Here is a 13,297-nt window from a genome sequence, read left to right as displayed (position 1 = left end):
GCGATCGTGACCGCCTCATCTCCCACCCCGCGCTCCGGCGCCGTCACCCTCCACGACGTCGCTCGCGAGGCGGGGGTGTCGCTCGCGACGGCGTCGCGCGCGCTCAACGGCTCGAGCAGGAAGGTCGCCGACTCCTACCGCGACCGCGTGCAGGCGGCCGCCGACCGACTCGGCTACTCGGCGAACCTCTCGGCGCAGGCCACCGCCCGTGGCACCTCGGCGACCGTGGCACTGCTCGTGGCCGACATCGCCGACCCGTACTTCGGCGAGATCGCTGCCGGCGTCGCGCGTGGAGCCGACGAGGCCGGTCTCATCGTGACGATCGCCATCACCGAGCGCGATCCCGTCCGCGAGGTCGCGCTCGTGCGGGCGCTACGCGGCCAGCGCCCGCAGGCACTGATCCTTGCGGCGTCGCGCACCTCGGCGGGCGACTCGGAGGAGCTCTCCGCGGAGCTGGCGCAGCTCACGGCGGCGGGTGGCCGCGTCGTGGCACTGGGACCGGGCAGCAGCGCCCCGCGCAGTGTGACCATCGACAACGTCGGTGCCGCGCGCGCGTTGGGTGGCGCGCTGGCACGGCAGGGGTACCGCCGTGCCCTGGTGCTCGCGGCCGATGACGGCACCGTGACGAGCGACCAGCGCGTGGCGGGGTTCACGGGGGGATTCACTGCTGCGGGCGGCGAACTCGTCCAGGTGCTGCGGGGCGGTTTCAGCCGCTCGTCCGGCTACGACCTCATGACGCAGGCCCTCGCGGCGGGCGTCGAGGTGGGCACGGTCGTCTTCGGCGTGAGCGACATCATCGCGATCGGCGCCGTCGCCGCGTTGCGCGACGCCGAGCGCAGGATCGGCGACGACATCGCCGTTGCGGGATTCGACGACATCCCCTCGGCGCGCGATCTCACACCCGCACTCACGACGGTGCGCGTCCCGCTGCAGGACGTCGGCTACGCGGCGCTGCGGGCGGCGACGGACGACGACTGGGAGCCCTCGACCGAGCCGCTCCCCTTCGAGGTGCTCGTCCGCGACTCGACGCCGCCGCGAACATGAGCCGCATCGTCATCGCAGTCGACAGCTTCAAAGGATCGATCACCGCCGCTCAGGCGAGCGCTGCCGTCGCCGCCGGCTGGCGGGACGCGCGGCCGAGCGACGAGATCGTCGTACGGCCGATGGCCGACGGCGGCGAAGGCACCCTGGAGTCTTTCGCCTCCGCGGTCACCGGGGCGCAGCGGATGCCGGTCGTGGTGCGCGGCCCGCACGGTCGGGCGGTCGAGGCCGCGTGGCTGCTGCTTCCGGATGGCACGGGGGTCGTCGAGCTCGCGAGCACGAGCGGAATCGAGCTGCTCGGCGCCGACCTGCGCCCGTGGGATGCCGACACGTTCGGCTTCGGAGAGGCCGTCGGCGCGGCGCTCGACCACGGTGTGCGACGCCTCGTGCTCGGAATCGGCTCCAGTTCGTCGACCGACGCCGGTGTCGGGCTGCTGACAGCGCTCGGCGCCGTCGTAACGGATGCCGATGGGGCGCCGAGCGCGCCGGGATTGCGCGGAGTCGACGCGGCCGCCATGATCGACCTCGGCGGCCTGCGCGCGCTTCCGCCGGAGGGGGCCATCGTCCTCAGCGACGTCACGAATCCGCTGTCCGGACCGCGCGGCGCAGCCCACGTGTTCGGGCCACAGAAAGGCCTGACCGCCGCAGAACTCGACCTCGCTGATCGGGCTCTCGCGCGCTTCGCCGCGCTGACCGGGGGGTGGGCCGATCCTCTCGGACCGGGCACGGGGGCCGCCGGCGGAACAGGATTCGCGCTGGCGCTGTGGGGCGCGCGCCTCGCGTCGGGCGCGACCGAGGTCGCACGCCTCATCGGTCTTGACGACGCCCTCGCCGGCGCACAGATGGTGATCACGGGCGAAGGCGCCTACGACGGGCAGTCGGCCGCCGGCAAGGTTCCCGCCTTCGTCGCGGAGCGAGGCCGCGCTGCCGGTGCTGAAGCCGTTCTCGTGGCGGGGCGAATCGCCACCGAGGCCGACACTTCCGCGTTCGCCGCCACGGTGTCACTGAGTCGCCTGGCCGGCTCGGGCACGGCATCCCTCGCAGACCCCATACGTTGGCTGCGTCTCGCGGGCGCCGCCCTCGCTTCTCGCCCCGAGGTTGCACGGCACGCACCGCGGGCGTGATCAGCGGCCGCAGCCGGGAGCCGGCCCGCGACTACGACAGAGCCCGCATCTCGATCGCATCGACGTCGACGACGCCCGCGCCCACGGCGACCACGCCGACCCACGCGCCGACGAACGTGCCATCGCCGTCGGGAGCGAGACGCCGCAGATCGGCGTGCGCGAGGTCCACGCCGTCGACCCGCGCCGTCGCGGCGAAGCCGTCGAGTTCGATCTCCAGGGCAGCGGCACCCGCGCCCGTCGCATCCGAGGCGCCCGTCGCATCGTCACGGCGTCGCTCGCACAGCACCCGCATCTCGCCCTTCTCGCGGATCCGCACGACCACGTCTTCGTCCCCGACGCTCACCTCGAAGAAGGCGTCCTCCGAGACGCGCAGCAGCAACCCCGCCCGTGCGCCCGGCGACCACTCGACGTCCGCCCGCACGCACCCCCGCTCCGCCGGCAACCGGCGCCCCAGATAGGCGAGGTCACCGACGCGCGACGCATCGACGTCGCTCGCCGCGAGGCGCGCCCAGCCGGGCCGCGCCGCGAGGTCGACGAAGGTGTGCGGCATCCTGCCGACCGCCGTCCACTCCCGCGCGAGAACCGCTTCGTCGAAGTCGTCCCGGAAACCCGCCGACTCCTCCGACGCAGCGCGGTCCGGGAGCGCGTCATCGGCGAGCGTGCGCTCGACGCGCCCTACCCCCGGTGCGAACAATGGGCGGCCATCCTCCCACCCCACCGGCACGAGGTGCGTCTGCCGCCCGAGCAGTCCGTTCGCCCCGTTCTCGGCATGGACGGCGATGACGGTCGCCCACCACCTCCCGTCCGGGCCCTCGACGAGATCGGCGTGCCCGACGTCGACGATCTCCGCCTCGTTCCCGAGGTCGCGATGACTCAAGCGGGGGTTGGCGAGGTCGGGTCGGTACGGCCCTGTGATCTCGTCGGCGTAGGCGACGCACACGGCGTGGTCGCGCGAGGTGCCGCCCTCCGCGGCGACGAGCATCCACCCGCCGCCGGGCCGCGGATACAGGTGCGGGCCCTCCGCCCACACCGCACCGATCATCGCGCCCTGCCAGATGACGACCGGCTCCGACAGCGTCTGGAAGGAGTCCGGATCGAGTTCGACCAGCCAGACGTCCGTCTGACCGGACCAGCGGCCGGGTTCGGCGAGGCGCGTTCCGCAGAGCCAGACGCGCCCGTCGACGAAGGTCACCGAGGGGTCGATGCCTCCGGCCCCCTCGATCCACACCGGATCGGACCACGGCCCGGCGGGGTCCTGCGCCGTCACGACGAAGTGTCCGAGGCGGCGGTCGCTCGTGTCCCCTTCGGCGCCGACGAGAGTGCAGACGACCACGAAGCGTCCGTCGTGGTGGCGGAGGCTGGGCGCGTACAGTCCGCGGGATCCCGGCAGCCCGCTCAGATCGAGCTGGTCCGGGCGGTCGATGGCGTGCCCGACGATCTCCCAATCGACGAGGTTCTTGGAGCGATGGATCGGGATGCCGGGGAGGTACTCGAACGACGAGGTCGCCAGGTAATACTCATCGCCGACGCGGCAGATGCTGGGGTCGGGATGGCAGCCGTCGAGGATCGGATTGCGCACGTGCCCCATGATTGCTCCTGCTCGCGTCGAGAGATTTTGTCGCGAAAAACAACAAAATCATAGGCGATGCGGCGGCGGCGCGGTCGTGGCTCTTTCGATGAGGCGGGTCGGCAGGATCGGATGCGTCTGCTCCGGGGTCTCGCCGCGCACGAGCGCCATCAGGAGCGCCGCCGCCGTCGACCCGATCCGCCCCATCGGCTGCTGCACCGTCGTGAGGCGAGTGCGACGCCGCGACGCCTCCGGGATGTCGTCGAAGCCGACGACGGAGATGTCGTCGGGAACGCGGATGCCGCGCTCCGCGGCGACCTCGAGGAAGGCGAGCGCCGAGAGGTCGTTCGCGGCGAAGACGGCGGTGGGACGATCCTCGACCGACACGAGCGTGGCCGCCGCCTCGCGCGCGGCGAGGGCCTCGTAGCGACCGCTGGCGACGAGGCGTGGATCGAAAGGCAGACCGGCCTCGGCGAGCGCCTGCCGATAGCCCGCTTCGCGCAGCGCCGCGGAGCGGAGGTCGGGCCGACCGGAGAGGAACCCGATGCGGCGATGACCGAGGGCGATGAGGTGTTCGGTCGCGAGGCGCGCGCCGCCGTAGCTGTCCGCCTCGACCGTCGGGATGTCGGCGCGACCGGTGTGCGGGTCGACGGCCACGATGGGGATGTCGCCGGGCGGCGTGAGCACGGTCGGGGTGACCAGGATCGCGGCGTCGATCAGTGTGCCCGACAAGCGCTGCAGCGACCGCCGCTCCCACCCCGTCACGCTCTGATGAGCGCCGGCGTAGGCCAAGACGTCGTGGCCGGATTCGCGCAGTGCCGCGCCGACGCCCTTCAGGACCTCGGTCGTGAAGGGCTCGAAGTCGGCCACCAGGACGCCGACGACCCCCGTCGTCCGCGAGCGCATGCTGCTGGCGACGAGGCTCGATTCGTAGCCGAGGGTTTCGACAGCGCCGAGCACACGCGCGATCGTCTCGTCCGAGACGCCGTAGCGGCCGTTGACGGCCTTCGACACGGTCGACACCGAGACGCCCGCGGCGGCGGCGACATCGTGGATGGTGGGTCTGCGGCTCATGGTGATCGTGATGCTAGCAGCGTGGAAAACCTTTTCGAAAACGTTTGACAAGACAACATATCCCGTCGGAGACTCCCAGTCAGCCGCTTCGCACCGACGCAGCGGTCTCCCCGAATCCCCGCGCTGCGACAGCGGCAGTGCACTCAACGAAGAGATAAGTGGCATCACATGAAGACGAAGAGATGGCTCATCGGCTCGGCAGCGCTCGTCGCCGCCGCGCTCGCCCTGAGCGCCTGCTCGGGCTCCGGCTCGGGCGATGCGACCGAGGGCGGGAAGGTCAGCATGACCTTCTGGCACAACTCGACCACCGGCGAAGGCAAGCAGTACTGGGACGACACCGTCGCCGCCTTCGAGGCGGCGCACCCGAACGTCTCGATCGAGGTGCAGTCGATCCAGAACGAGGAGATGGACGGCAAGCTGCAGACCTCGCTCAACTCCGGAGAGGGCCCCGACATCTTCATGGCGCGCGGCGGCGGCAAGCTCGCCGACATCGTCGCCGCCGGCCAGGTGATGGACATCACCTCCGGTATCTCCGCCGACGCGAAGTCCGCCGTCGGCGCCGCCCTCAACGCCTTCGCGGTCGACGGCAAGAACTACGGCATGCCGGTCTCGATCCTCCCCTCCGGCATGTACTACTCGCAGGACCTCTTCACCCAGGCCGGCGTCACCGCGAACCCGACGACACTCGACGAGCTCGAGGCCGCGAACACCAAGCTGCGCGCGGCGGGCGTCGACCCGATCGCCGTCGGAGCGAAGGATGCCTGGCCGGCAGCCCACTGGTACTACAACTTCGCTCTGCGCGCCTGCTCTCAGGACGTGCTCGACAAGGTCGCCACGTCGAAGTCGTTCGACGACCCGTGCTGGCTCGAGGCCGGCGAGAACCTGCAGAAGTTCCTCGCGACCGAACCGTTCAACTCGGGCTTCCTGACGACGCAGGCCCAGCAGGGCGCGTCGTCCTCCGCGGGTCTCGTGGCGAACCACAAGGCGGCCATGGAGCTCATGGGCGCGTGGAACCCGGGCGTCATCGCGTCGCTGACCCCCGACGAGAAGCCCCTCCCCGACCTCGGCTGGTTCCCCTTCCCCGAGGTGCCCGGCGGCAAGGGCGGCGAGGGCGCGATGATGGGCGGCGTCGACGGTTTCTCCTGCTGGGTGAACGCACCGAAGGAGTGCGTCGACTTCTTGAACTTCATCGTCGAGAAGGAGAACCAGGAGGCCTACGCCACCGCGTTCCAGACGCTCCCGGCATCCGTCGAGGCGCAGGGCGCCGTCACCGACGAGGTGCTGAAGCCCATCCTCGAGGCCTACAACAAGGCGCCCTACGTCGTGCTGTGGCTCGACACCCTGTTCGGTCAGAACATCGGCAACGCCCTCAACGTGGCTGTCGTCGACATGTTCGCCGGCAAGGCGACCCCGCAGGACATCGTCGACGCGGTCAGCACCGCCGCCGCGAAGTCCTGACAGGAGGCGCGATGACTACCGCTGCACACGCCTCGGCAGGCATCGCGCACCCCACGGCCGGGGAGGAGCTCTCCTCCCCGGCCGGCCCCCCGCCCGCGCCCCGGCCCCGAGCCGCGCGCCGGCCGGGGCGCGGGTGGGGTGCCCGGCTCGAGCTGATCGTCCTGATCGGCCCGGCCCTGCTCGTCTTCTGCACGTTCGTGATCTTCCCCGTGCTGCTAGCCGCCTACTACGGGTTCTTCAGCTGGAACGGGTTCGGAAAGCCCACCGAGTTCGTGGGCCTGCGCAACTACGGCGTCATCCTCACCGACCCCGACTTCCTCGAGGCGCTCGGCCACAACGGGTTCATCGTCGTGATGTCTCTCGTACTCCAGGGCCCGATCGCCCTCGGTCTCGCCCTGCTGCTGAACCGCAAGATGCGCTTCCAGTCGCTGATCCGCGTGCTGATCTTCGTGCCCTACGTCATCTCCGAGGTCGTCGTGGGCATCGGCTGGAGCCTCATGCTCTCGACCGAGGGTGCACTCAACGGCCTCCTCGAGCGCGTCGGCCTCGGCTTCCTCGCGACCGACTGGCTGGCCGATCCGTCGATCGCGATCTGGACGCTCCTCGGCATCATCACCTGGAAGTACATCGGCTTCGCCGTCATCCTGTTCCTCGCCGGCCTCCAGGGCATCCCCGAAGAGCTCGCCGAGGCGGCGCAGATCGACGGGGCGTCGTTCTGGCAGATCCAGCGTCACATCACGCTGCCGCTGCTCGGCCCGACGATCCGCATCTGGGCGTTCCTGTCGATCATCGGCTCGCTGCAGCTGTTCGACCTCGTGTGGATCATCTGGGGGCAGTACGTCTCCTCGACCGCGGGCACGTCGACCATGGCGACCTACATGGTCTCCAACGGCCGCATGGCGGGCAGCTACGGCTACGGCTCGGCCGTCGCCGTCGTGATCTTCCTGATCTCGCTGGCCGTGGCCCTCCTCTACCAGCGCTTCGTTCTGCGCCGCGACACCGCCGGCGCCCTCACCGGAGGTCCGCGCCGATGACCGCCCTCACCACCGCCCCCGCCGCCGCGCCGCGCCGCGAAGCCCCGCGCCCCTCCGGCGCCGGCCGCACGTCGCGAGGGACGATGCTCGTCTACTTCGTGGCGCTCGTGCTCGTCGCGCTCATGCTCGCGCCCGTCCTCTACATCATCGTCGGCGGCTTCCGCTCGAACTCCGAGATCACCGTCGACCCGTCGGGTCTCCCCGAGATCTGGCGCTGGCAGAACTACGTCGACGTGCTCGGATCGGGCGTCTTCTGGCAGATGATGATGAACTCCGCGATCGTCGCCCTCGCGACGACGATCGCGGCGGTCGCCCTCGGTCTCATGGCCGCGTTCGCGCTGAGCCGCTACCGGTTCCGGCTGCGCGGCACGATCTACGCGATCTTCACGGCGGGCCTGATGTTCCCCATCACGGTGGCCATCACGCCGCTCTACATCCTCATCCGCGACCTCGGGATGGCGAACTCGCTGCTCGGCGTCATCGTGCCGCAGATCGCCTTCGCCCTGCCGATGACGATCATCATCCTCGTCCCGTTCCTCGCCGCGATCCCGCACGAGCTACAGGAGGCGGCGGAGATCGACGGCTGCGGACGGCTCGGGTTCTTCTGGCGGATGGTACTGCCGCTGTCGATCCCCGGAGTCATCACCGTCGGCATCCTCGCCTTCGTCGGCAGCTGGAACAGCTACATGCTGCCCCTGTTCATCCTCAACAACCCGAACCTCTACACCCTCCCGCTCGGCACCCAGCAGTTCGCGACGCAGTACTCCGTCGACACGGCGATGGTGCTGGCATTCACCTCTCTCTCCATGATCCCGGCGCTCATCTTCTTCAGCCTGTTCGAACGACGCATCGTCGGCGGGCTGACCGGCGCCGTGAAGGGCTGACGCATGACGATCACCGACATCCCCACCCCCGCCACGGCGTCCGCGCGGGTGCGCGCGCTCGTCGACGCGATGTCGCTCGAGCAGAAGGTCGCGCAGCTCGTCGGGTTCTGGGTCGACCAGGGCGAGGAGAACGTCGCCCCCATGGCGGGCGAGATGGCGTCGTCGGAGCGGTATGACGAGGCGACGCGTCACGGGCTCGGTCACCTCACCCGCGTGTACGGCACGCGACCGGTGGATGCCGCGGCACGGGCATCGTGGTTGTGGGCCGAGCAGCAGCGGCTGCGTGCGGCATCCGGTCACGGCATCGGCGCGATCGTGCACGAGGAGGCGCTGACCGGCCTCGCCGCGTGGCGGGCCGCGACCTTCCCGACGCCGCTCGCGTGGGGAGCCGCATTCGACCCCGACCTCGTCGAGCGCATGGGGCGCGCCATCGGCGCGTCGATGCGGGCGCTCGGCATCCATCAGGCACTCGCCCCCGTTCTCGACGTCATCCGCGACCCGCGCTGGGGGCGGGTCGACGAGTGCATCGCCGAGGACCCCTACGTCGTCGGGACGATCGCGACCGCGTACGTCCGCGGAATGCAGGATGCCGGGGTGCACGCCACCCTCAAGCACTTCGTCGGCTACTCGGCGTCGCAGGCGGGGCGCAATCACGCACCCGTGCACGCGGGGCCTCGCGAGCTCGCGGACGTCTTCCTGCCGCCGTTCGAGATGGCGGTGCGCGACGGCGGTGTGCGCTCGGTGATGAACTCCTACACCGACGTCGACGGGATCCCCGTCGCCTCCGACGCGACCCTCCTCACCGACCTCCTGCGCGGCGAGTGGGGCTTCGACGGCGTCGTGGTGTCGGACTACTTCGCCGTCGCCTTCCTCGAGACGATGCATGCGGTCGCGGCAGACCGTACCGAGGCGGCACGCCTCGCGCTGGCGGCGGGGATCGACGTGGAGCTGCCGAGCGGCGACGCCTATGCGCAGCCGCTCGTCGACGGCATCCGCTCCGGTCTCATCGACGTGGGGCTCGTCGACCGCGCCCTCGCCCGCGTGCTCGCGCAGAAGGAGGAGCTCGGCCTCCTCGATCCCGACGACAGCGTCCCGCCCGCCGCGGTCGAGCTCGACACGGCGGAGCATCGCGCCCTCGCCCGCGAGCTCGCCGAGCGCTCCCTCGTGCTGCTGTCCAACGACGGCACGCTGCCTCTGTCCGACCCGCGGCGGGTCGCCGTCATCGGGCCGAACGGCGACGACGCGTCGGCGCTGATGGGCTGCTACTCGTTCGCGAACCACGTGCTCGCGCACCACCCCGGGACGCCCTTCGGCTTCGCGATTCCCACCGTCGTCGAGGCGCTGCGCGCCGAGCTGCCCGAGGTCGAGGTCACCGCCGTCGCCGGGTGCGCCGTCGAGGGCGACGACCGCTCCGGCTTCGCGGCGGCGATGGATGCCGCGGCATCCGCCGATGTCGCCATCGTCGTCGTCGGCGACCGCGCGGGCCTGTTCGGCCGCGGCACGGTCGGCGAGGGCAACGACACCGAGAGCCTCGAGCTCCCGGGCGTGCAACGCGAACTCGTCGAGCAGGTGGTCGCGACCGGCACCCCCGTCGTCGTCGTGCTGCTCACCGGCCGCCCGTACGCGCTGTCGTGGGCGCTGGATGCCGAGACGGCGCCGGCCGCCGTCGTGCAGGCGTTCTTCCCCGGCGAGGAGGGCGGCACGGCGATCGCGCGTCTGCTGTCCGGAGCCGCCTCGCCGTCGGGGCGGCTGCCGGTCTCGCTCCCCCGCTCGGCCGGCGCTCAGCCGTTCTCGTACCTGCAGCCGCCGCTCGGCGGGCCGAGCGAGATCACGAGCGCCGACAGCACCCCGGTGCGGCCGTTCGGCTTCGGACTCGGCTACACGACATTCACCCGCACAGACCTCGTCGCTCCGGCGCGCGCGGAGACCTCGGGGGCGTTCCCCGTCGAGGTGACCGTCGCCAACACGGGCACCCGGGCAGGTGCCGAGATCGTGCAGCTGTACGCGCACGATGTGCACGCGAGCGTCGTACGCCCCGTCGCGCAGCTGCTCGGCTACGTGCGCGTGGAGCTCGAACCCGGCGCGAGCGCGCGCGTGGGCTTCGACGTGCCCACGGCACGGCTCGCGTTCACCGATCGGAGCGGGCGCCGCGTCGTCGAACCCGGACGCGTGGACCTCTGGGTCGGGGCGTCCGTGGCCGATCGCGAGACGCGGAGCACGATCGAGCTGACCGGCGACGTGCACCCGGTGACCGCGACGGACGAACGGCTCGTGGGCGTGGACGTGCGCGGGGCCTGACCGCCCCGCGCGGCGCGCGCGCCCGCGCCGGAATCGGAGATCCCGAGCAGAATCGGATAGTTCGCCGCGAGATCTCCGATTCCGGCGTGGATTTCCGACTCTGTTCCCTGAGGAGCGACCATGGCACTGCAGTACACCGATCTACCGCTCGACCAGTTGCACGCGTACGCGCCCGAGCTGCCCGAACCCGACGATCTGGATGCCTTCTGGGCGGCCACGATCGCCGAAGCGCGAGCCGCGGGGGACGGCGCGACGCGCACCGCGGTCGACGGTCCGGTGCGCACCGTGATCGTCGAGGATCTCACGTTTCCCGGGTTCGGCGGCGATCCCGTGCGGGGCTGGGTGCTGCGCCCCCGCGACGGGCGTCCGGCACCCGCCGTCGTCGAGTTCGTCGGGTACGGCGGAGGGCGCGGACTGCCCGGCGAGCGTCTCGCGTGGTCCTCGGCCGGGTACGTGCACGTCATCATGGACACGCGCGGTCAGGGCAGCGGCTGGAGCCTCGGCGACACCCCCGATCCGCATGGCTCGGGCCCGGCGGCATCCGGCGTCATGACGCGCGGCATCCACGATCCGCGCACGTACTACTACCGGCGCGTGTTCACCGACGCCGTCCGGCTCGTCGATGCGGTCGCGACGATGCCGTTCGTCGACCCCGATCGCATCGTCGTGACGGGCGGGAGCCAGGGCGGCGGCATCGCCATCGCCGCGGCGGCGCTGTCGAGCCGCGTCGCGGCCGTCCTGCCCGACGTGCCGTTCCTGTGCGACTTCCCGCGAGCGATCACGCACAGCCTGCACGACCCGTTCACCGAGATCGCCCGCTACCTCGCGGTGCACCGCGACGAGGCGGAGGCCGTGCGCCGCACTCTCTCGTACGTCGACGGTGCCGTCCTCGCGCGCCGCGTGACCGCTCCCGCGCTCGTCTCGGTGGCTCTCATGGACGAGATCGTGCTGCCCTCGACGGTGTTCGCGGCCTTCCACGCACTCGGCTCGGCGGACAAGACCCTCGAGGTGTACGAGTTCAACGGGCACGAGGGCGGTGGCATGCACCACTGGCTGCGCCAGACGGACTGGCTCGCCGGGCGCTGGTGAGCCGCGGCGCGCGCCCGTCCCGCCTCAGCGTCCCAGCAGCTCCAGCTGCTCGTCGAGGTAGTCGGCGAGCGGGCGAGTGACGCCGGTCGGGCTCCAGCGCACGTGCACGACGCCCGCGATCACCGCCAGCGGGCCGGAGACCCCTCCCCGACGGACCTCGTCGACGTCGATCGGCGCGGCGCCGAGGTGGACGACCTCTCCGTCGGCGAAGCCGCCCCGCGCAGCGGCCGCGGCACGCTCCGAGCGCTCCCGCTGCGCCTGGGCGGTGTAACCGCGCGGGGCCTCCGTGCGGGCGCGCAGGATCTCGCCGGTCGCCCAGACCTCGGCATCCCCGATGAGGAGCACCCCGACGTGCCATGCCTCGCCGACCGGAACGATGCGGGGTGCGCGCCCGAAGCCGAGCAGTCTGCGGGCATGCGCCCAGTCGCCGAGCCGCTCGCGCGGCGCTCCGGCGAGGCGCATCCGTGCAGCGCCGAAGAGTCGGTCGGGGTCAGCGCGGTCCATCATGCCTCGTCGTCGGCGAGCGCGCCGGCCACCGCGAGATGGTCGCCGTGCAGGGCCATCGCGATCACCGGGAAGAGGAGCACGGACAGCATCCCGGCGCCGACGAGCACGGACGCGACTCCGCTGGTGATGAGCTCCTCGGCGACGCCGATCTTCGTGACCGCGACGATGATCGGGAGCCCCGTGGCACCGAGCAGCATCACCGCGGCCCGCGTCTTGAGGTCGCTCCCGGCGGGCGCGGCGAGCGCGGACGGCAGCCCGCGCACGACGAACAGCACGAAGAGCGCGACGGGTACCAGGGCCAGCAGCCACGGGTCGGCCAGGAGCGCGGCGAGATCGAACGTGACACCCGTGTAGATGAAGAAAAGCGGGACGAGGAAGCCGAAAGCGATCGCTTCGACCTTGCTCTCGACGGCTTCGCGATCGTGCCGAGCGGCGTCGCGCATGAGCAGACGCCAGACGATTCCCGCGGCGAACGCCCCGAGCAGCATGTCGAGGTCGAGCACCAGCGAGAGCGCGACGAGAGCGGCGAGGATGAGCATGACGACGCGCACCGCGAACTGCCCCGACGTGTGCAGCGTGGCATTGACGAAACGGTGCAGCGCCCCCTGCGGCACCTTCATCGCGTACCAGATCGCCGCCGCCGTGACGAGCAGGAATCCGACCAGGACGATCGTGGCAAGGCCCGGTCGACGACTGCCGAGCAGGATCGAGATCGCGACGAGCGGGCCGAACTCGCCCACCGCTCCGAGCGCACCGACGACCCGGCCGAACGGGGTCCGGAGCTCCCCCGCGTCACGCAGGATCGGCAGCAGAGTGCCGAGGGCGGTGGATGCCAGCGCGACGCCGATGACGACGGCGCCGAGCCCGGGCGCGACGACGATCCCCACCCCGACGCCGAGCGCAAGCGAGAGGACCCAGCCGAGCATGGATCGGCGCCCGGTGCGCCCGCGCAGCGCCGCGAACTCGATCTCGGTGCCGGCCACGAAGAAGAGCATGGCGAGCCCGAACTCGCTCAGCAGACCCACGAACTCGTTCGGGCCTGCCCAGCCGAGCACGCTGGGGCCGACGATGATGCCCAGCACGAGCTCGAACACCGCGACGGGTACCCGCAGCCACGGCCCGATCGCCCGCGCAGCGAGCGGTGCGAGCACTGCGAGGAGCGGAATCAGGACGATGCCGAGGTCGGGGAGGCTCACGGAGCCACCCTACCGACGTGTACCG

Annotated in this window: 11 protein-coding genes; 7 read left to right on the top strand and 4 right to left on the bottom strand. The window is 71.4% G+C overall.

Annotation, left to right across the window (positions count from 1 at the left end; all coding sequences use genetic code 11):
* Positions 1-6: 6 nt before the first annotated feature.
* The gene (locus WFI52_RS07490; RefSeq protein WP_336626588.1) at positions 7-1,044 is read left to right on the top strand and encodes a LacI family DNA-binding transcriptional regulator; all 1,038 of its coding nucleotides are present in this window, start codon (positions 7-9) and stop codon (positions 1,042-1,044) included.
* Entirely contained in the window at positions 1,041-2,165 is a 1,125-nt protein-coding gene (locus tag WFI52_RS07485; RefSeq protein ID WP_336626587.1) for a glycerate kinase, read from the top strand. Before WFI52_RS07490 ends, WFI52_RS07485 begins: the two co-directional genes overlap by 4 nt.
* 31 nt (positions 2,166-2,196) lie before the next feature.
* On the opposite strand, the gene WFI52_RS07480 is transcribed toward WFI52_RS07485, so the two are convergent.
* Both WFI52_RS07480 and WFI52_RS07475 read right to left on the bottom strand, forming a co-directional pair.
* On the bottom strand, positions 2,197-3,753 hold the full coding sequence (locus tag WFI52_RS07480) for a glycoside hydrolase family 43 protein (RefSeq protein WP_336626586.1): 1,557 nt from the start codon (positions 3,751-3,753) through the stop codon (positions 2,197-2,199).
* A 48-nt stretch (positions 3,754-3,801) separates the two neighbouring features.
* Entirely contained in the window at positions 3,802-4,806 is a 1,005-nt protein-coding gene (locus tag WFI52_RS07475) for a LacI family DNA-binding transcriptional regulator (RefSeq protein WP_336626585.1), read from the bottom strand.
* A gap of 168 nt (positions 4,807-4,974) precedes the next feature.
* Here WFI52_RS07475 and WFI52_RS07470 point away from each other — a divergent pair, with 168 nt between their 5' ends.
* The 5 genes from WFI52_RS07470 (at position 4,975) to WFI52_RS07450 (ending at position 11,569) form a co-directional block, all read left to right on the top strand.
* A complete protein-coding gene (locus tag WFI52_RS07470) occupies positions 4,975-6,264 on the top strand; it encodes an extracellular solute-binding protein (RefSeq protein ID WP_336626584.1) in 1,290 nt (429 codons plus the stop codon).
* Positions 6,265-6,275: 11 nt separating this feature from the next.
* Positions 6,276-7,298, top strand: coding sequence for a carbohydrate ABC transporter permease (locus tag WFI52_RS07465; RefSeq protein WP_336626583.1), 1,023 nt, complete (start codon positions 6,276-6,278; stop codon positions 7,296-7,298).
* On the top strand, positions 7,295-8,182 hold the full coding sequence (locus WFI52_RS07460; RefSeq protein ID WP_336626582.1) for a carbohydrate ABC transporter permease: 888 nt from the start codon (positions 7,295-7,297) through the stop codon (positions 8,180-8,182). The genes WFI52_RS07465 and WFI52_RS07460 overlap by 4 nt, the downstream gene beginning before the upstream one ends.
* Before the next feature lie 3 nt (positions 8,183-8,185).
* On the top strand, positions 8,186-10,480 hold the full coding sequence (locus WFI52_RS07455; protein WP_336626581.1) for a beta-glucosidase: 2,295 nt from the start codon (positions 8,186-8,188) through the stop codon (positions 10,478-10,480).
* Positions 10,481-10,600: 120 nt separating this feature from the next.
* Positions 10,601-11,569, top strand: coding sequence for an acetylxylan esterase (locus WFI52_RS07450; protein ID WP_442927716.1), 969 nt, complete (start codon positions 10,601-10,603; stop codon positions 11,567-11,569).
* 24 nt (positions 11,570-11,593) lie between these two features.
* Here WFI52_RS07450 and WFI52_RS07445 read toward each other — a convergent pair whose 3' ends face one another.
* Both WFI52_RS07445 and WFI52_RS07440 read right to left on the bottom strand, forming a co-directional pair.
* On the bottom strand, positions 11,594-12,076 hold the full coding sequence (locus WFI52_RS07445) for a glutaminase (protein WP_336626580.1): 483 nt from the start codon (positions 12,074-12,076) through the stop codon (positions 11,594-11,596).
* Positions 12,073-13,272, bottom strand: coding sequence for a cation:proton antiporter (locus tag WFI52_RS07440; protein ID WP_336626579.1), 1,200 nt, complete (start codon positions 13,270-13,272; stop codon positions 12,073-12,075). The genes WFI52_RS07445 and WFI52_RS07440 overlap by 4 nt, the downstream gene beginning before the upstream one ends.
* Between the last annotated feature and the right edge of the window lie 25 nt (positions 13,273-13,297).

The sequence above is a fragment of the Microbacterium sp. MMO-20 genome, assembly GCF_037147735.1.
Lineage (GTDB): Bacteria > Actinomycetota > Actinomycetes > Actinomycetales > Microbacteriaceae > Microbacterium.
Note: the sequence above shows the minus strand (reverse complement) of the source record. Positions and strands in the feature narration are given on the sequence as shown.